The organism is Paenibacillus shenyangensis (assembly GCF_000346635.1).
GTDB lineage: Bacteria > Bacillota > Bacilli > Paenibacillales > Paenibacillaceae > Saccharibacillus > Saccharibacillus dauci.
On sequence record NZ_AOIG01000003.1, the window covers coordinates 140,735 to 159,899 of the forward strand.

Here is a 19,165-nt window from a genome sequence, read left to right on the forward strand (position 1 = left end):
GAGTTATCCCTCCGATCCGGCAGCGGTCTTCGCCTGCTCAATCGCCTGTTTGAGAGCTTTGTAGTCACCCAGATCGCCGGTATACTGTACCCCATTAATAAAGATAGACGGCGTGCCCGGAATCTGTAAGGCTTCGCCTTTGTCATACTGGGCTTCTACCTGCTTGGCATAGGTTTTGTTCTCGATATCCTCGCGCAGTTTGGCAGTATCTATACCGAGATTGGCTTTTTCCGCCAGCTGAACCAGATAGTCGGTCGTCGCCCACTCTGTATTCTCATCTTTTTGATTGGCATAGATGCTATCCAGATAAGGCCAGAACGCTTCATTTTTCTGATGATAGACCGACTCTACCGCCAGCGCAGCTGTTTTGGAATCCTCACCAATAAACGGGAAGTTGGAGAAATATAGTGCAGCTGTACCGGTATTGATATAATCTTTTTCGATCTGCGGAACAATCTGTTCGTTATACTGCTTGCAGATCGGACATTTAAAATCGCCGAACTCCACAATTTTGACTGGTGCATCCGTTTTGCCTTTGAACGGAAGCTGGGCATAATCGAATGTTGCCGGTGCCGAACTACTGGTACCTGCTGTGTTGTTATTATTCGGGATAAATACAATCAGCAGTACAACTACTGCAATCACTGCTACGGTACCGATGATCAGATTGCGCATCGTTTTCCGCTGACGTATGCGTTCTTTTTCGAGACGTTCCTGATTTTTCTGGCGTTTGATTTCCGGATTGATCTTTTTCTTGCCAGGTTTGGAATTAGACAACGTCTGCACCTGCCTCTCCCTCAAGAGCCAGCTTCGCCAGTGCAATTGCGCCGCATAGTCCGGCATTGTCGCCAAGACCCGGGGAAACAATATACTGATCCAGATTTTCCTGTAGACTCGGGTGCTGCACATAGCCATTCAGCTGCTGCTGCAGTTTCTCGCGGATCAGCGGGAACAGCTGCTCCTGCTTCATCACGCCGCCGCCCATAATGATCTTCTGTGGCGACAGGATCAGTACATAGCTCATCAGTGCCTGTGCCAGATAGTAGGCTTCCATCTCCCAGGCTGGATGATCCGGCGTCAATTCGGAACCTTTCACCTGCCAGCGTTTCTCCAGAGCAGGACCTGCTGCCATACCTTCAAGGCAATCTCCGTGATATGGGCAGAATCCTGCAAATGTATCATCGGGATGACGACGAACCAGGATATGGCCCATTTCCGGATGGGACAGTCCGTGCAGCATTTTGCCATCGACTACAGCGCCAGCACCGATACCGGTTCCTACCGTAATATACAGGCAGCTATCCAGGCCTTTAGCTGCTCCCCAGGTATACTCTCCGAGAGCAGCACCATTCACATCGGTATCAAAGCTCATAGGAACAGCAAAATGCTGTTTTAAGTGTCCGATAATATCAAATTGTCCCCAATGAGGCTTGGGCGTTGTTGTTATGTATCCGTACGTTGGGCTGCCCGGAATCGGGTCAATAGGTCCGAATGAGCCTACTCCCAGTGCTTCAATGCCTTTTCCTTCAAAAAATGAAACCACGTTTTTCATTGTGATCTCCGGTGTCTCTGTAGGGAAGCTGGCACGTTCGAGAATTTGTCCGTCCTCTGTTCCAATACCGCATACAAATTTGGTACCGCCTGCTTCGATTGCTCCGAGTTTTTTCATGAATTTATGCGTCTCCTTTGCAATATGCTTGTGGATTATCGGTAATTCGGATTGCATCAGTCTCTGATCTTACGCCTTTTCTGTGTCGGACAGATGTCGACATTGATAAAAGGTCCTAAGATTCAGAAACTGCGCAGATCCTGTTCGTATATCCGATTTATCATTGTAATGGGATACGGAACTTTGCCAAATGATAGACATCACTACTGTATGATATGCAGAACAATGCCTGGTGATTATGCATTGATGCAGCGATAGATCTCTTCGTATCCATCTGCACCGCTATATCGCTTAAGAACGATTGCCTCCAAATACAAGCGTATTACTGAGCGGACGACCGGCAGAAGTAATCGTTTTGCCGTTCGCATACATACCGGAAGAGGCTCCACCATCCAGATTCATCGCATCCCGGGCACCGAGTTTCTGCATGACGGCAGCCCACTGCTTCATCGTCGCTCCAGGCACGGTAGCGATCAGGACCGAACCATCTGGCATAATGGCAATTCCGCTGCGTGCGCCCGAAGCATTCAGGATTTTGGGGTCCTGAAACCCTTCGGCAGCGGCATCCAGTGCCACTTGTCCATGATCTACCAGCCGCGGACCTGCACCAACAGCAGTTACCACATCCTGCCATGCAATATCCTTGCCATGCATATCCTGGTAGTCGATATTCATCTTGACCTGTGCTCCCGGTTCGAAACGGTCTGCTGTCGACTTTTCACTGCCGGTATACACAATTACATATCCATTTTTAGGAATTGATGTATTTTTATTATTCGCTTTACGGATAACTTTTCCCTGCACAACTGTTACAGCTATTCCTCCGCTGAACCCGGTAGATGCTCCACGATCCGGCGTGTAGACGATCGACGTACCGGCAGCTGTTCCTGGTGTACGGTTAAACCAGGTTGCATACCAGCTTGATCCCCGACCTTTTGCAGGAGTAACCGTACCGGTAACCGAGATACGCAGACTGTCCATTTTGGCGGTGCCATCCTTGGTGAATCCAATCGTCGTACCATAACGGCCCAAATGCTGCAGACGCCCTCCAGAGATCAAGGTTCCGTACGGATCAGGCGGGCCGCCATAAGCTTCAAAAAAAGCACCATTGATTGCTGCACCTGCTCCATACGAACGGGCTATGGCAGCAAGAGAAGCGGTATGCCCTACCTGACGGTCTGCGAGTCCGACAGCAGTAGCCGTACCTTTGGGGATACGTACCGTCTGCACGTTAAATGTACGACCTGCTGCATTTACTTTTTGCGTGGAGACCTTGAATGTTGATGAACCTGCTGCAATCGCTTGGGAAGAAGATGCAGGCCAAATAGAGATTAGAAGCATTATACAGAGCAACAGCGCTGTATTGCGTACAGAACCCAGGAGAAGGATAGTCTTTTTCATTTAAAACACGCCCACTCCCAGCATCGAACAGAGACTCTTGATCTCCAGCTCTTCAAATTTGCTCGTTATCGCCTCATCATTGAGCAGCAGCAGGCATTCATCCAAGGTGCAGACGACAGGCACATGGCGATGAATCGTTGCCAATCGACGTGACAAATGCAGCATATCGAGATCTGCTTCAATTTTTTTGCGAACCGATGGAGTCAAGTGCTCCAGATTCTCCAGAATCCCTTCGACCGAGCCGTATTCTTTGACGAGTTTTGTAGCAGTCTTTTCTCCGATTCCCTTTACACCCGGATAGTTATCGCTGGCGTCCCCCATCAGTGCTTTCATATCGATGATCTGTTCGGGAGTAAGCTCTTTTTCTTCCAGCAGGGACTCCGGCGTATAGACTCTGTAATTGCCATAGCCTTTTTTCATAATAATCACACTGGTGCGATGATCGACCAGCTGCAGCATATCATGATCACCCGTCAGGATGAGCACTTCCATGTTCTGCTCCAGTTCACGGGAAATCGTACCAATACAGTCATCCGCCTCATATCCCGGCGCACTCAGATTCGGAATACCCATACTCTCGGTCACTTCCAGAATCAGGTCAAATTGCGGGATCAGATCATCCGGTGCAGCGGTTCGGTTGCCTTTGTAGGCAGCAAATTCCTCGCGGCGGAAAGTCTGGGTACCCAGATCCCAGCAGCAGGCAATATGAGTCGGTTCGTACAGACGTACCGCATCCCATAGATAACGTACAAATCCATATACGGCATTGGTTGGAATACCAGACTTGGTACGGCGAATATAGCCAGTCTGGGCAGTGGCATAATACGCACGGAACAGCAGAGCCATTCCGTCGACTAACATCATTTTACGTTCATTAAGTTCTGTCAATTGTGTCTTCTCTCCTATACATATGAAACCAGTTTGACTATATCATACCGAATATGCAGCTGACTGTACAACTGTTCACAGCAACCAATTTACCCATGTCATCTCTGCATTCTCATACCCGTCGGCATCCTGATGCTGCAATTTATGCTCATATGTCTGATAACGGACGGTCCGCATCGCTTTATACGCCAGAAGCTCCCTTTGTATAGATAGAAAGGGAGCTTCTGTATGCACTTGGTTTATTCCATTTTATATTATGCTTTTACTTTTTGAGCTTGTACGTAAATTCCCAGACTGCCTCGTTACCTGAATAACGTCCACGATTCTCTGTTACCGTCACCTGCATGGTGACAGAAGTTCCCCGAGTAGAAATCGAAGATACTTTTACCGATTTGGTGGCACTGCCCTGATCCGGAATTTTGTCTTGTTCTTCAACATAAGCATACAAAGAGACTTTGCCATTGGAACCAGTCTGTACAGTCACGCTCTGTCCTTCGCTCAAATGTTTGCCGCCTGCTTTGGCTTCGGTATACCATTCATTGCCAACATGCTCATTGGATATCATCTTTACATTAGTCAGTGTAACCGTACAACTTGATGAAGCTGCCTGTGCCGGCACATATGTACCACCCAATACCAATGATGTGGTCAGTAGTACGATGGCCGATGCTTTCGTCCATATCGTGTTCATGATTCCGCCTCCAAATGATAATTTCACTGAACAAACCGATGATTTATATAAATGAAGCACTATAACTATAAACAGGTATTATTCAGTTACTTTATTTATCGGTCAGAAGGGAATATCTGTAAATGAAAAATCTCATGCCGTACCGTTTAGACGGATATTGGCATGAGATCACTAATCGATTTATGAGCAATCAGGCTTTCCAGGCGGATTCATACATATCGGCTTTGAATCCAACCGTAACCCGGTCGCCATCGGTGACGATCGGTCTTTTGATCAGCTTTCCATTTTCGGACAGCAGCTGCAGCTGTTCTTCCGGACTCATGGAAGGCAATTTTTCTTTTAGATTCATGGATTTGTACACTTCACCACTTGTATTAAAAAATTTCTTCAATTCCAGCTCACTGTGCTCGACCAGTTCACGCAGATGCTCGGCGCTCGGTGGCGATTCCACGATATGCACCAGATGCAGTTCATGCCCCTGTTCACGCAGCCATTTGATCGCATTACGGCAAGTACTGCACTGCGGGTATTGATAAACCGTTAATTTACTCATATTTGTTGATTCTCCTTTGATCGTAACATGAATATTCCAATCGGCTTGGACGCTTCATGTACATAGGTTATTGCTGATCGCCGCGCAGAGAAGCGTCCAGCAGAGCCAGATCTTCCGGCAGTGGAGCCTGGAATGTCATATACTCTCCGGTAGCCGGATGAACAAAGCCAAGCTCGTAGGCATGCAGCGCCTGCCGACCTGCAAGCTCGTCCAGTCTGCGAATAGCCTCGGATGGTGCATCGGGCTCCTTTATTTGCGATGATACTGGATCTGCATATCCATACATCTTGTCGCCGATCAGCGGACAACCAATATGCTTCATATGCACACGGATCTGGTGAGTACGTCCTGTCTCCAGCTGCAGGGATACCAGTGCTGCATCCTGACCGGTGAATTCTTCTACTACCTTGTAGCGGGTAGCCGCATAATAGCCATTCGGCGTCACAATCCGCAGATGCGGTTGATCGGGATCACGGTCAATCGCTCCTTCAATTCGCCCGGATGCAGGCTGCGGCAGATGATGCACATACGCCAGATACGATTTGAACACCTGATCCTGAATCATCTGCTCGGAGATATGCTGATGCACATATGGATTTTTAGCGACAGCAAGTACACCGGATGTGTCCTGATCCAGGCGATGGACCGGACGGAAGCGGAACTGCTCTCCCTTTTGCTGCCAATAATAGACAACTCCATTAGCAAGTGTATCCGTATAATGACCATGGGTTGGATGTACGATAATGCCTGCTTTTTTATTAATAATCAGCAGATGCTCATCCTCATAAATAATATCAAAATCCAGCGGCTGTGGCAGAATATCGTCCGAGGATTCCCGCTCCATACGCACTTCCACGATATCGCCTGCCCTAACCTTGTAATCTACATAGACCCGCTCACCATTCAGCTTGACGCCGTGTTCTGTCAATTTGATCCGGGACGTTAATTTGCGGGAGATACCCATACGCCGGTTCAGAATCGTCTTTAGCAGCATTCCCTCATCCTGAGGCTCGATCCGATAGACGATCGGCTCATAATACATTTTCTGTACTTCCTCTTCACTCTTCATTCCTGTGACACATTCCTCTCAGCTGCGGCGAAATACTTTTTGGCTGCGTACATATTCAATATCGGCGACACCATTACGCACATTGGCAGTACGGGCCACGACAAAGAAATAATCGGATAACCGGTTCAAATACTTGCGTACAGACGGATTGATTTCTTCCGCTGCACCCAGAGTAACCGTACGTCGTTCAGCCCGGCGACAGACAGTACGGCATACATGCAGCGCAGCAGCCAGTGCATGCCCTCCCGGCAAAATAAAGCGTTCCAGCTGCGGATTCTCCACTTCATACCGGTCGATCCATTCTTCCAGGCGCACAGCCATTTCTTCTTGAACCTTATATTTGCTTTCGCTTAGTTTGACGAAGGCCAGATCCGAACCGCAATCGAACAGCTCCTGCTGAATCAGCAGCAGATCTTCGCGCAGATCTTCGAAAGTCTCTCCTTCTGCCAATGCGGCTGCCTGTCCGACAAAGCTGTTCAGCTCGTCGATCGTACCATAGGCTTCGACACGAATATCGTCCTTGCTCACTCTGCCGCCAATTACCGAGGTCTGTCCTTCATCACCTGTTCGTGTATAAATGCCCAAAGAGTTCCCTCCTGTTACTTTATTCAATCATCGCTTTGAGTACCTGAACTGCCTTGTCATGATTGGCAAAAATCGGTACGGTCGCATACAGATCTCCTTTGGTATAACCGATTTCCTTGAACACTGCCATCTGATTTACAGGGATGGCAAATAAATGTTCTTTCTGCTTGGCAGGATCGGTGTCTTCTTCATTCACAGCGCCTTTGGTAACTCCCTTGGCATAGGTTTTGGCATCAAAATCCTGATCCAATACCAGATGCCCCCCGCTGGTCGCATAGGACTTCATATCATTTTCCGGCAGAATAATAATATCATCCATACGGTCGACGTATTCCAGCACCATCTTTTCCGGTGAATAGACCGGAGTTGTGCTGACGGTTACGGTCAGGCTGCTGCCCAGCTTCTGCTGCAGTTTCTGTTGAATCTGATCCGCCATTTCCTGCGGAAACCCTTCACTACCCATAATGAACACTTTTACCTGATTTGGATCTTTGGATGGTTGTCCGCCGCATCCAGCCAGCAGACCGACCATGAGCAGACTGATGATCAGTACTATTCCTTTTGTCCATACCTTCACGGGTGTTCCCCCTTCAACTTAGCTACAATTCATCATACCATAGCTTTCCGGCGTAAAAAAAGAAGACCCTGAATCAGGATCTTCGGCATATAGTCGAATATGACTGCGTATGTATAAGCAATGATTAGGTATATACAGTTTCTATGCTTTCTACATGATTCTATAGTGGTGGTTTCTTATTGGTAAGTCGCATATATTCGTTGATTTTGAGATCCAGCATCATGCTGACTTCCAGTACATCATCAGCGATAAAGGATTGTTGTTCCATAAATAACTGTTCCATCTGGCTGCGGAGCACACGAATCTCATTTTCCAGGGAAAGTAATTGTCTGGATCTGATTGACTCCGGCTGCTGTGGCCAGGTTGCCTGATTTTCCGAGAGCATCAGCCCGCGGTAAATTGGACCCGGATATTCCGTACAATACAAATAATTACCTCCTTCGAAATAAAATTCCTGCTTCCGAAGACCTATTATAGCATAGGTTATCTGAAATGGAAGCAGAAATTTGGTTTACAGGAGATAATAAGATTTTTTTGTGACAATTTACATTAATGGAAATTATTTAATCTTGGCAACGAACGAACCAATCCGCTCCAGCGCTTCGCTAAGCTGCGCGACCGAGGTAGCATAGGAACAGCGAATAAATCCTTCGCCACCCAGCCCAAACACAGTACCCGGCACAGCCGCTACCCGTCCTTCAACCAACAGTTGCTGGGCAAATTCTTCGGAGCTAAGGCCGGTAGATTGAATACTCGGGAAAGCATAAAATGCTCCCTGGGGTTCATGACAATCCAGCCCGATCTGACGGAATCCTTCGACAATCAGACGTCTGCGACGGTTATAGGATTCGACCATTTTGTCCTTTTCACCAAGACCATTAGTCAGGGCTTCCAGTGCAGCTACCTGTCCCATGACTGGTGCGCACATCACGGTATACTGGTGAATTTTGAGCATCGCCGAGATCAGATCCGGATGCCCACAGGCATAACCCATACGCCAGCCTGTCATCGCAAATGCTTTGGAGAATCCACTCACCAGAATCGTGCGGTCTTTCATCCCAGGTATAGAGGCAAAGCTCACATGCTTGGTTCCATACGTCAATTCCGCATAGATTTCATCGGAAATAACGATCAGATCATGCTTTTCTACTACTTTGGCAATAGGTAGCCAATCCTCATAGGTCATAATGGCGCCGGTCGGATTACTTGGATAGCAGAGAATCAGAATTTTGGAACGCGGTGTGATACTTTTCTCCAGCGCTTCGGCAGTCAGTTTGAAGTTATCACTGGCAAATGTCTCGATACCGACCGGCACACCGCCACCAATAGCTGTAATCGGTGAATAGGAGATGTAACATGGTTCGGGAATCAAAATCTCGTCTCCCGGCGCAATCAGTGCACGCAGTGCCAGATCGATCGCTTCGCTCCCTCCAACAGTAACCAGAATCTCGTCCTTGGGATCGTAAGAAGTTTTGAATTCATTTTCCAGATAACCTGCAATGGCTTCGCGCAGTTCAGGCATACCCGCATTGGAAGTATAACGGGTATATCCTCGCTCCAGGGAATAAACGCATGCTTCACGTACATGCCATGGCGTCGTAAAATCCGGCTCTCCGACACCAAGTGTAATAATATCCTTGCTGGCACTCACCAGATCAAAAAACTTGCGGATGCCGGAAGGCTGTATACCGCGTACAAGCGGCGACAGATACGAATCCATCGACTTCGGCTCTCCGGCTGGCTGTTCTCGGTTGACAATCATAGTAGGCCTCTTCCTTTACGGGGAAATAATCAGGCGCTGGTCATCTTCGTGTTCTTCGAAAATAATACCATCCTGTTTGTATTTTTTGAGAATGAAATGGGTTTTTGTTGATAATACGGATTCAATAGGAGACAGACGTTCGGATACGAAGCTGGCTACCTCTTTGAGATTATGGCCTTCCACTTCGACCAACAGATCGTAGGCGCCGGACATCAGATAGACGGATTTCACCTGTGGGTACAGATAAATGCGTTCTGCAATCCCTTCAAATCCACGTCCGCGTTCAGGAGTAATCTGTACTTCGATCAGGGCAGTAACCGTCTCTTCATCCACCTTGCTCCAGTTTACGACAGTCGCATACTTGACGATCACATGATCATCTTCGAGTTCCTGAATAGCCTGTTTAATCTCGGCTTCCTCTACACCCAGCAGCGTAGAAATCAACTGCGGCGTACGCCGTGCATCTTCTTTTAACAGATCAAGTACCTGCAGCTTAAGCTCGCTCAGTTCCTTCATAAATGTATAGCCTCCAAGTGCTAAAGATTAATATTAAATATTACACGAAACGTATACTTGTGCAACCCCCGGACCTGCTACCAGCCTCATATATAAGCCTCTATTCGTTGTAAAAAGAAATACAGCTGCTTCATTATTGTGATAATCCGGTTACTTAATTGTAGTAACTAGCTGTTTATTTCATTTAGGAACATGGTGCAGATGTTACAGAACAGGCGGTTTGCAATTTATTTTAACTATCCAAGGAGCGAATACAATGGATTTACACACCGGTAATACCATGTGGGGTCATACCCTCACCAATCCGCCACGCTATGAGCAGCTGCAGGAAAATTTGGAATGTGACGTACTCGTCATTGGAGGCGGCATGGGCGGAGCCCTATGTGCACGCGAATTTGCCCGCCGTGGACTGCAAACAGTCGTTGTAGACAAACGATACATTGGTCAGGGCAGCTCTATAGCCAACACCGGTTTGCTGCAATATACCAACGACAAGACTTTAACGGCTTGCATTCATACGTTTGGTGAAAAAAATGGCGTACTGTTCTACGATCTTTGCCGGCAGGCGATGGAGTATTTGCTGCATACGGCGCCTACACTTCCGATGGATGCCCAGCTGATTCCACGCAGCAGTCTTTATTTTGCCAGCAGTGAGCAGGATGTAGAAGGACTGCGTGAAGAGTATCACAATTTGAAATGGCACGGGTTTGATGCCGAATACTGGGAGGAAGACCGGATTGCAGAGCATTTCTCTTTCCGCAAACCTGCTGGTCTATATACACATGGAGATGCAGAAGTGAATCCTTATCGATTGGTGCATGCACTGATGATGGATGCTGTGAATCACGGTGCACGCATCTTTGAACAAACGACTATTACCAATCAGGAATTCACTGAAGATGGTGTGATCTGCCATGCCGGTGATTTGTCAATCCGTGCTCGCCGCGTCGTTTTCTCTACCGGATACGAGACACAGGAGGAGAAAAAAGAGCGCGGTGCTTTCCTGATGAATACGTACGCTATTGCTACTACACCTGTTCAGAATCTGACAGGCTGGCACGAAAAGAGCATGCTGTGGGAAACGGCACGTCCTTATCTATATATGCGTACTACTGTGGATAACCGGATTATTGTAGGGGGTCTGGATGAACCGGTCACTACAGTCGAAGACCGGGATACACGGCTTGTACATCAGGCCAATCAACTGCTGGAATCAGTACGCGAGCTCTTTCCGAATATGGGACCATTATCTATTGATTCAGCATGGGCAGCTTCTTTTGGCTCCAGTCGTGATGGACTGCCTTATATGGGACCTCATCCGGAGTACCCGAATTGTTACTTTGTGGAGGGTTATGGGGGCAACGGCACAGTTTATAGTACGATTGCAGCCATGCTGCTCGCAGACGAACTTGTCGGTATTCACCGTCCGGAGCTGGAATTGTTCAGCCTGACTCGCACCTCCAAACCTTCACCGTCTGTATCACCCGATATATTGGTATAAATACAAGAATACAAACAACAAGACGCACACAGCAGATGATCAAAAGTGATCGGTCGCTGTGTGCGTCTTGTTGTATCTCTCGTTCATATTTCAGTACTTACTCGAATCCTCGCATTACTTATTATCCTGATGGCGGGTCAGATGATCTATCATACGCAGACGCTCTTCTTCGCCCAGACTCTGGTGTACATGGAAGCAGCTAGGGCATACATAGACATTCACCTTGAATGGAGCTTTCAGGAAAGCCAGTTCTTTGCCGGCAGACTGATTGGGTACGAAGCCGGTTGCTCCGTGTTCCTGGGTACCTGCCAGCAGCATGTATTCCTGACAATGTGGACACTGCGGAATTTCTTCCTGCGTATCCAGCAGCTGCTCTACATTCTCCTCATAATCGACCATCTTGAAATTCTCGTCACCATACTTCTCGATTGTTTTCAGGGAAGATAGATTCGGCTGATGGAACAGTTCTGCTTCGTCGAGCAGAGTCGTTGCCCGTGAAGCGATTGAGTTGTTTTTATTTTCGGAAGCATGTGTCGTTTCCGGTGAGCGAGTCTCTGCTTCGTACTGCTCTTCTTCTTCCTCATTCAGATCAATATTAAGCGTGCGGTATCCGTTCAATTCATTACCGCAATGGGGACAATGCTCTTCCGGTCCAAATTCCGGGTCCCATACGATCTCACTGTGACACCATGGGCATACTGTTGTATCCATTGTATTATTCCTTTCGTTTATCCAATTAGTCATTCTCCAGGGAAAATGCTGCAATTTTCCTTGTATTCATTTCCGTATCTTCTACAAAATAGCCGCTCCGATCACATACGATAATGAAATCGATATAACCATGGAAATAAATCCGATGGCCCGGTTATCGGAGGCAATCTCCCGGTCGATATTAAATACCGGTGTCAGGAATTCGAATAAAAAGTACGCGACCAGCAGCAGCATAAAGCCGATCAGTGACCATCCCAGGCTTCCGTATACCGAACTGTGCGCTTCAATAGAGAATCGCATAATATTGCAAATCCCGAATATCTTGCCGCCGGTCGCCATCGCCACGGACATATTGCCGCGCTTGATCTCATCCCAGCATCTATATCGGGTCACTAATTCAAAGCACCATAAAAATACGATTAGCTGAAGCACGGCGACAGAAAAATAACCTATCATCATTCCGACCGGATGCGCCAGCAGGGGATCAATATAATCCTTCACGTCACTTCGTAACTCCTTCCGCTTATGAAATCATCCACAGATCATCGTAGTCAATACGTATATCCTGCAGAATGGTTTCATACGGGATCATTTCAATTCGGCTACCGTGACACCTGTGCCACCTTCGCCATAGTTACCGGTGCGGAAGCTTTTAACATGCTTGTGACGACGCAGGAAATCCTGAATCCCGGTGCGCAGCACCCCTGTTCCTTTTCCGTGAATAATATAGACCTGACCCAGATTGGCAAGGAACGCTTCATCGAGGAAACGATCCACATCGATCAGCGCTTCTTCTACATTGGCACCTCGCAGATCCAGTTCGGAATGGGTATTGTCATCCCGGGAACGCTGAACAGTCGTTACCTGTTTGCGCTGCGGCGCAGCAGGTTTGGCAGACTCGATCAATTCCAGGTCGCTGAGTGCTACCTTCATTTTCATAATCCCCATCTGTACTGTTGCTTCCTTGGAACCGGATAATTCCACAACATGTCCACGCTGATTGAAGCTGTGTACCATAACTTCGTCACCAGGACCAATCGGCTTGTTCTTTTTATCCGGCTTGGCTACAGCTTTTTTCTTGATCCGCTGTGCCGGTGCTGCTTCATCAAGCTGTCTGCGAGCGGCGATCAAGCGGTGCTCCTTGACCGAAGCGCCTTCTTCCTGTGCCATTTTGCGCAGGGAGCTGATGACTTCGTCCGCTTCGGCACGTGCTTTGGCCAGGATATCGCGTGCTTCTTCCTCCGCCTTGTCGAGACGCTTGTCACGCTGCTCTTCCAGACGGGCAAGATCGCGTTCATAACGAGTACGTAGCTCTTCCATCTGCTGACGCAGTTTGGCGGCTTCGTTGCGATCTGCCTCTGCACTGAGACGATTCGTCTCAAGTGATGCAATCATCTGCTCGACGCGTTGATCTTCTTCTCCGACTTCGCCGCGCGCACGCTCCAGGATTACTCCCGGCAATCCAAGACGCTCGGCAATCGCAAATGCATTACTGCGTCCCGGTACGCCTATCAGCAGGCGATAGGTAGGACTCAGTGTATTCACATCAAACTCCATGCTCGCATTGATTACCCCTTTGCGATCATAAGCATACGCCTTGAGCTCGCTGTAGTGGGTAGTTGCAATCATACGGCAGCCCTGGGCATGAATATGCTCCAGAATAGCTATCGCAAGCGCCGATCCTTCTGCAGGGTCGGTACCTGCACCCAGCTCATCGAACAGGACCAGGCTCTTCGGCGTCATCTGCTTCAGGATAGAGATAATATTGGTCATATGGCTGGAGAACGTACTGAGATTCTGCTCAATACTCTGTTCATCTCCAATATCCGCATAGATCGCATCAAAGACGCAGAGCTGACTGCCTTCATCGGCAGGGATAAACAATCCGGACATCGCCATCAGGCTCAGCAGTCCAACCGTTTTGAGTGTAACGGTTTTACCGCCCGTATTCGGACCGGTCACAATGATGCTGGAATACGTATTGCCCAGCTCCAGATCAGTCGGTACTACATAGTCGAGCGGGATCAGCGGATGACGGGCTTTTTTGAGCTTGAGGAAGCCGCGGTCATTCATGATCGGACGACTGGACTTCATCGCATGAGCCAGTCTGGCTTTGGCAAATACAAAATCCAGCTGAGCCAGCGTCTCTACATCATAGCCCAGCAGTTCGGCTTGATCCGCTACCTGCGCAGTGAGCTTCTGCAAGATAACTTCAATCTCGCGTTCTTCGCGCAAACGGGCTTCACGCAGCTTGTTGTTCATGGCTACGATTGCCTCCGGTTCAATAAACAGAGTCGCGCCAGAACCGGACTGATCATGCACAATACCGCCAAAGTAAGAACGGTATTCTGCTTTTACCGGAATCACGAAGCGATCGCCGCGGATCGTAACTAGCTGATCCTGCAGCATCTTCGCTACTGTCTGGGAACGGATCATACCGTCAAGCTTCTCACGGATACGAACTTCACCGGTACGCAGTTCACGACGTACCGCTGCCAGCTCGCTGCTCGCCGAATCCATGACATGAGCCGAATCATCGATACAGGCACGAATCGCTTTTTCCAGTGGACGCTGATCGGATAACAGTTCGATCAGATCCGCCAGCCAGGGTACCGGATTCTCTTCATGCACCATTTCTACATGACGTGCGGCACGACGTCCGCCCATAATCGTATTCGCGATGCCCAGCAGCTCAGAAGGATTCAGCGTTCCGGCGATCCGGGCACGGCTGACTGCCGGACGGATATCCACGATTCCACCAAAAGGCGGTGTTCCTTTTAAACGGTCAACGGTAGCCGCTTCATCTGTAGCTTGAAGCAGTTTTTTGACGTATTCCAGATCGGTATCCGGCTGTAGCGACAATGCCGTCTGCTTACCGATCGATGTAGCCGCATAACCGGCCAGCATATCTAAAATTTGACCATACTGCATGGTATGGAATATTTTATTATTCAACGTGGTGACACTCCTCTATAACAAACATAATCGGTAAGTCCATCTTCTCTCTCGGGTACCGCAGAGAAGGATATTACTTTCCTCGCAGGGATGGGACATTAGCGTCCCAGACTGCCTCGCGGCCGCAGACGCCGGCAGCTCCATTAAAGCGCTTTTCTACAAGAAACTGCCGAAAAATTCGCTTCCATTCTATTATACACTGTGACGTAATTTTCACAAAATCATCGCATGACAAATCATGGAAGAATACAGTATGATAGAAAGGATGAGGAGGGATTATTTTATGAAAAAATACATCGTTGCCAGTATGACCATTGCCATGATGCTGCTAACATCCGCCTGCGGCGGTCAAAGCGAGACATCCGAACATGCGAATCACCAGCAAAGCGGTGTTACCGATACAGGAGTAGCTTCATCCGATCAGACATCCGGCGCTGCCGAGGGTGGAGAACAGCTTGTTGTCAAAGCAACCAACTATCAATTTGATCAACCGGAATATCACGTCAAAAAAGGAAAACCTGTTACTATCGTATTCGATAATGTACAAGGCAACCATGGCCTGATGATTCCTGCACTGAATGTGAATCTGAATGCACGTGATTCCTCTATTACAGTAACACCACAGGAAGCCGGCACATTCGATATGGCCTGCTCGATCATGTGTGGTTCCGGCCATAGCACCATGGTCGCCAAGCTGATCGTCGACGAAGCCTGATAAAAGGCAGAGGTTTGCTGACCCGCAGCCATCACGTCGGTATCCTAACCCTGTAGTCATGCCAAAACCCCTTGTCTGATCCGGCACAATAATCATTGTGCTCGGTAATCAGGCAAGGGGTTTTATTATGCTTAGGATGATCTTCGTTACGGTTCTAGTTCTGATCCTGCTCGATCAGTTCCAGCCATTCATTATGCTCTACCTGCAGCTGCAAATGCTGCTCACGCAGAGCATCCAGCTCGCGCTGAATACGCTCTTTCTCTTCGAACTGTGCATCACGTTCCACATGAATCAGACGCAGCTGATGGCTCATCATTTCGTACTGATCCATTATTTCCTGGGTCTCCTGACTCTTCTCTTCCCGGGAATTCTGCAGCTGTTCATACTCTGTACGCCATCTCTGCTCACTGCTAGCCAGCTCTTGCAGCTGTTGTTCCTGCTGACGCTGCTGCTCCAGGATCTGTTCCATACGGGATTGCCAGTCCTGCAGTTCAGTCCGCAGCTGCTGACTCTGCTGCTCCAGACGTCCAATCTCTTCCATATAGCCTTGTTCGTTCAATACCGCTGCCCGGTAATCTTCCTCCAGACGAACGTAACGCTGGTTCCAGCTGTCCACATCCTGAAGCGTCTCATCCAGCAACACGGCCTGCTGACGCTGCTGCTGCTGGAGTTCGGCTATTTGTCCGTTCAACGCAGCAATGCGTTGTTCCGACTCCCGGTGATGCTGCTCCAGCTGAGACTGCATTTCGAGCGTCTCCTGTTCCTGCTGTCTGGACAGCTCACGCCAGGTATCCAGTTCCTGCTTATACTGCTCACTCTCTTCCCGGACAACTGCCAACTGATCGGCAGCTTCTTGACGGGCAACGTTCAGTTGATCTGCTGCTTCCTGACGTGCTTGCTGCAATTGACTCTCCTGTTCGGCCAATTGACCGGACAGCGTCGTATGCCGCTGCTGCTGCATGGACAATTCACGCTGATAATGGCGGACTTCCTCCTCCTGCTGGGTGGATAGCTCGCGCCATGTATTCATTTCTTCCTGATAAACGGCAGACTCGGACTGTAATCCGGATAATTGATTTTCCAGTAGGCGAACCTGCTCCCCGGACGCTGCAAACTGCTGCTGCAGCTGTTGTTCCAGCTCGTTCAGACGTTGTATTTCTTTTTCCAGCTCGGCCGAGTTCTGCTGCCAGGTATCTGCTTCTTCACGCGACTGTTTAGCATACGTCGTCAATTCCTCTACCTGCTGCTTCAGAAGCTCGATCTGTCCGGCAAGATCATCTCGCTGCGAGTTCAGACGGTTAACTTCCACTTCCAGATCCACTGAACTCTGCTGCCAAGTATCGGCTTCTTCACGCGACTGCGCAGCAGACGTCGTCAATTCCTCTACCTGCTGCTTTAGAACCTCAATCTGTCCGGCAAAATCATCTCGCTTCAAGTTCAGGCGGTTAACTTCCACTTCTAGCTCTACTGAACTCTGCTGCCAAGTATCTGCTTCTTCACGAGATTGGGTAGCAGACGTCGTCAACTCCTCTACCTGCTGCTTCAGAAGCTCAATTTGTCCGGCAAGAACATCTCGCTGCGAGTTCAGCCGGTCAACTTCCACTTCCAGCTCTACTGAACTTTGCTGCCAAGTATCGGCTTCTTCGCGCGACTGTGTGGCAGACGTCGTCAGTTCCTCTACCTGCAGCTCCAAAAGTTCAATCTGACCGGCAAGGTCATCACGCTGCAGGGTTAGCTTGGACAATTGATCTTCCAACTGACCAATCTCTTCATCCCTCTGCTGTTGCGACAATTCCAGTTCCAGCTTCAGCTGGGTCAGCTGATCTTCATGCTGTTCGGACAGACGCTGCCATACTGCAGCCTCTTCCCGGACTTCGGTTGTTGTTGTATTTAGCTGCTCCAACTGCTGCTCACGGGCATTCAATTGATCTTGAAGCTCTGCATACTGCTGACGAATCGAAGAGAGTTCCTGCTGCAATTGCTGCATGTCCTGTTCATGCTGGCTGGATAGCTGTTCCCAGGTAACGGCTTCCTCTTGCGTATTGGTCAGCTGGGTACGGGTTTCTTCCAGCTGCTGCATATAGGCTCCCAGTTGATCTTCCAATTCCTGACGGCGCTGCTCTGCTTCGGTCAGCTGCAGTCGGAGTTCGCTTAGCTGATCTTCGTATTGACCGGACAATTCGGTACGCAGCTGCTCTGCACGCTGCTCCAGTTCCTGATAGCGCTGCTGTACGGATTCTATTTCCAACTTCAGGCGTTCTTTCTCTTCCTGTTCGGTATCCAGCTGTCCTGTCAATTCGGTCAGCTGATGAGCAGTCTGTTCCTGCTGCTGCTGTAGATCTGTATATTCGCTTTGAACACGATTGAGCTCATTTTCCTGCTGCTGGGATAGCTCTCGCCAGGTTTCGGATTCTTCGCGAACTTCAGCCATCCCTTTTTCAAGCTGTCCGTGTTTGGAACGTACTTCTTCCAGCTGGGCGTGCAAAAAGTCGTTATCTTCCTCCAGTTCCATTTTGCGCTGTTGTGCCTGATCATGCTCCTGCTGCAGGGTAAATAACTGCTCTTCCAGTTCTCCGCTGCGCAGCCGCAGCTGCTCTTCGTTCTCGGCGGACTGCATGATATCCAGCTGCTGTTGTTCCAGCTTTTCTTTGGTACTTTGCTCCAGACTGCGATACTGCTCTTGCGCTGCTGCAGCTGTCGTCTGCACACTATCCAGCTGCTGACGCAGTTCCTGGGCCGATTGCTGATACTGCTTGTTCTGTTCGCCCAGCTGCTGATTTTGCTTTTGCACCTGGGTCAGTTGTTCACGGGTTTGTGATACTTCCTTCTCGGCAGTAGTCAGACGGGCAGTTAGCTGCTGCTTCTGGTTCTGCTGCTCGCCAGCTTCTGCCTGCAGCTTCTGGATCATTTCCTGCTGCTGTTGCTGAACAGCCTGCAGGCGCTCCAACTCATTGGTCAGACGCTGCTGCTCTGCGATTGCCTTATCCAGTTCCCCGCGTTCGGTGCTGGATTGAATCGCTTCCTCAGCCATATGTACAGCGGACAGAATCGCCAGCTTGGTCGTATCCAGATGACTATGGGCCTGCGATATACTGTGCATATGCTCATCCACATACTGAGCCACACTTTTCATGTAGTCGGCACTGCTGCCAACTAATTTATATGAAGTCCCGTAGATGTTGACGGTGACTCGGATTCGATCGTTTGTTGTCACAGTCGTGCCCTCCTTTGCTTGCCGGACAATTATCGTCCATTGCATTCATCATTTATTTTAACGTATTTGCGTTAATTGTATCATCAAAAGATATTGAATAAGTGGATAAGGATATTTTGTCTAAACACAAAAAGGCTGACGATGCTGGAGCATTCTCGTCAACATTTTGCAGCCGTATACTCAGCGTGCGTCTTCCTGCCGTGAATGATGCGGCAGACCAGATTACTGCGCACATCCATTTTAGCTTTGCAGCCGCATGAGTACAAGCAGTATCTATCCATTTGCAAAATGCTCCTGTGTATATTCTAGAGGTGTATGAACAAAAAAGCCACATCGACTGTAATTCGATGTGGCTTTC

19 protein-coding genes are annotated in these 19,165 nt (G+C 48.8%); 3 read left to right on the forward strand and 16 right to left on the reverse strand.

What is annotated here, in order from left to right:
- Positions 1-3 precede the first annotated feature (3 nt).
- The 12 genes from H065_RS0102035 to H065_RS0102095 form a co-directional block, all read right to left on the reverse strand.
- On the reverse strand, positions 4-786 hold the full coding sequence (locus tag H065_RS0102035; protein ID WP_017811341.1) for a DsbA family protein: 783 nt from the start codon (positions 784-786) through the stop codon (positions 4-6).
- Complete coding sequence (locus H065_RS0102040; RefSeq protein ID WP_017811342.1) at positions 770-1,669, reverse strand: ROK family protein; 900 nt, start codon at positions 1,667-1,669, stop codon at positions 770-772. Before H065_RS0102040 ends, H065_RS0102035 begins: the two co-directional genes overlap by 17 nt.
- A 291-nt stretch (positions 1,670-1,960) precedes the next feature.
- The gene (locus H065_RS0102045; protein WP_017811343.1) at positions 1,961-3,070 is read right to left on the reverse strand and encodes a phosphodiester glycosidase family protein; all 1,110 of its coding nucleotides are present in this window, start codon (positions 3,068-3,070) and stop codon (positions 1,961-1,963) included.
- The gene (locus H065_RS0102050; protein ID WP_017811344.1) at positions 3,071-3,958 is read right to left on the reverse strand and encodes a 5'-3' exonuclease; all 888 of its coding nucleotides are present in this window, start codon (positions 3,956-3,958) and stop codon (positions 3,071-3,073) included.
- Positions 3,959-4,220: 262 nt separating this feature from the next.
- Positions 4,221-4,649 (reverse strand): hypothetical protein, encoded by a 429-nt coding sequence (locus H065_RS0102060; RefSeq protein ID WP_017811346.1) that lies wholly within the window; start codon positions 4,647-4,649, stop codon positions 4,221-4,223.
- Between the two features lie 190 nt (positions 4,650-4,839).
- Positions 4,840-5,202: an arsenate reductase family protein gene (locus H065_RS0102065; protein WP_017811347.1), complete on the reverse strand. Its 363-nt coding sequence runs from the start codon at positions 5,200-5,202 to the stop codon at positions 4,840-4,842.
- Between the two features lie 67 nt (positions 5,203-5,269).
- Complete coding sequence (locus tag H065_RS0102070; protein ID WP_017811348.1) at positions 5,270-6,271, reverse strand: RluA family pseudouridine synthase; 1,002 nt, start codon at positions 6,269-6,271, stop codon at positions 5,270-5,272.
- Between the two features lie 18 nt (positions 6,272-6,289).
- On the reverse strand, positions 6,290-6,856 hold the full coding sequence (locus H065_RS0102075; RefSeq protein WP_017811349.1) for a cob(I)yrinic acid a,c-diamide adenosyltransferase: 567 nt from the start codon (positions 6,854-6,856) through the stop codon (positions 6,290-6,292).
- Between the two features lie 19 nt (positions 6,857-6,875).
- On the reverse strand, positions 6,876-7,433 hold the full coding sequence (locus H065_RS0102080; RefSeq protein WP_017811350.1) for a hypothetical protein: 558 nt from the start codon (positions 7,431-7,433) through the stop codon (positions 6,876-6,878).
- Between the two features lie 160 nt (positions 7,434-7,593).
- Complete coding sequence (locus tag H065_RS0102085; RefSeq protein ID WP_017811351.1) at positions 7,594-7,860, reverse strand: aspartyl-phosphate phosphatase Spo0E family protein; 267 nt, start codon at positions 7,858-7,860, stop codon at positions 7,594-7,596.
- A gap of 132 nt (positions 7,861-7,992) precedes the next feature.
- A complete protein-coding gene (locus H065_RS0102090; protein ID WP_017811352.1) occupies positions 7,993-9,195 on the reverse strand; it encodes an aminotransferase class I/II-fold pyridoxal phosphate-dependent enzyme in 1,203 nt (400 codons plus the stop codon).
- Between the two features lie 15 nt (positions 9,196-9,210).
- Entirely contained in the window at positions 9,211-9,711 is a 501-nt protein-coding gene (locus H065_RS0102095) for an Lrp/AsnC family transcriptional regulator (protein ID WP_017811353.1), read from the reverse strand.
- Between the two features lie 256 nt (positions 9,712-9,967).
- Here H065_RS0102095 and H065_RS0102100 point away from each other — a divergent pair, with 256 nt between their 5' ends.
- Entirely contained in the window at positions 9,968-11,212 is a 1,245-nt protein-coding gene (locus tag H065_RS0102100) for an NAD(P)/FAD-dependent oxidoreductase (protein ID WP_017811354.1), read from the forward strand.
- A gap of 114 nt (positions 11,213-11,326) precedes the next feature.
- Here H065_RS0102100 and H065_RS0102105 read toward each other — a convergent pair whose 3' ends face one another.
- The 3 genes from H065_RS0102105 to H065_RS0102115 form a co-directional block, all read right to left on the reverse strand.
- Positions 11,327-11,923: a hypothetical protein gene (locus tag H065_RS0102105; RefSeq protein ID WP_017811355.1), complete on the reverse strand. Its 597-nt coding sequence runs from the start codon at positions 11,921-11,923 to the stop codon at positions 11,327-11,329.
- An 81-nt stretch (positions 11,924-12,004) separates the two neighbouring features.
- Complete coding sequence (locus H065_RS0102110; protein WP_017811356.1) at positions 12,005-12,424, reverse strand: DUF350 domain-containing protein; 420 nt, start codon at positions 12,422-12,424, stop codon at positions 12,005-12,007.
- 87 nt (positions 12,425-12,511) lie between these two features.
- On the reverse strand, positions 12,512-14,878 hold the full coding sequence (locus H065_RS0102115) for an endonuclease MutS2 (RefSeq protein ID WP_017811357.1): 2,367 nt from the start codon (positions 14,876-14,878) through the stop codon (positions 12,512-12,514).
- A gap of 283 nt (positions 14,879-15,161) precedes the next feature.
- Between H065_RS0102115 and H065_RS0102120 the strand changes: the two genes are divergently transcribed.
- Positions 15,162-15,593 (forward strand): cupredoxin domain-containing protein, encoded by a 432-nt coding sequence (locus H065_RS0102120; protein WP_017811358.1) that lies wholly within the window; start codon positions 15,162-15,164, stop codon positions 15,591-15,593.
- A gap of 154 nt (positions 15,594-15,747) precedes the next feature.
- Here the strand turns inward: H065_RS0102120 and zapA are convergent, their stop codons facing one another.
- Complete coding sequence (zapA, locus tag H065_RS0102125) at positions 15,748-18,807, reverse strand: cell division protein ZapA (protein WP_017811359.1); 3,060 nt, start codon at positions 18,805-18,807, stop codon at positions 15,748-15,750.
- 116 nt (positions 18,808-18,923) lie between these two features.
- Here zapA and H065_RS28100 point away from each other — a divergent pair, with 116 nt between their 5' ends.
- Positions 18,924-19,067 (forward strand): hypothetical protein, encoded by a 144-nt coding sequence (locus H065_RS28100; RefSeq protein ID WP_238557862.1) that lies wholly within the window; start codon positions 18,924-18,926, stop codon positions 19,065-19,067.
- Positions 19,068-19,165: the final 98 nt, after the last annotated feature.

Excerpts from the sequence above, each read along its gene's own strand:
- H065_RS0102060 (WP_017811346.1), bottom strand. The coding sequence starts at position 4,649 with ATGAACACGATATGGACGAAAGCATCGGCCATCGTACTACTGACCACA.
- H065_RS0102100 (WP_017811354.1), top strand. The coding sequence starts at position 9,968 with ATGGATTTACACACCGGTAATACCATGTGGGGTCATACCCTCACCAAT.
- H065_RS0102090 (WP_017811352.1), bottom strand. The coding sequence starts at position 9,195 with ATGATTGTCAACCGAGAACAGCCAGCCGGAGAGCCGAAGTCGATGGAT.
- H065_RS0102105 (WP_017811355.1), bottom strand. The coding sequence starts at position 11,923 with ATGGATACAACAGTATGCCCATGGTGTCACAGTGAGATCGTATGGGAC.
- H065_RS0102045 (WP_017811343.1), bottom strand. The coding sequence starts at position 3,070 with ATGAAAAAGACTATCCTTCTCCTGGGTTCTGTACGCAATACAGCGCTG.
- H065_RS0102040 (WP_017811342.1), bottom strand. The coding sequence starts at position 1,669 with ATGAAAAAACTCGGAGCAATCGAAGCAGGCGGTACCAAATTTGTATGC.
- H065_RS0102120 (WP_017811358.1), top strand. The coding sequence starts at position 15,162 with ATGAAAAAATACATCGTTGCCAGTATGACCATTGCCATGATGCTGCTA.
- H065_RS0102065 (WP_017811347.1), bottom strand. The coding sequence starts at position 5,202 with ATGAGTAAATTAACGGTTTATCAATACCCGCAGTGCAGTACTTGCCGT.
- H065_RS0102095 (WP_017811353.1), bottom strand. The coding sequence starts at position 9,711 with ATGAAGGAACTGAGCGAGCTTAAGCTGCAGGTACTTGATCTGTTAAAA.
- H065_RS0102070 (WP_017811348.1), bottom strand. The coding sequence starts at position 6,271 with ATGAAGAGTGAAGAGGAAGTACAGAAAATGTATTATGAGCCGATCGTC.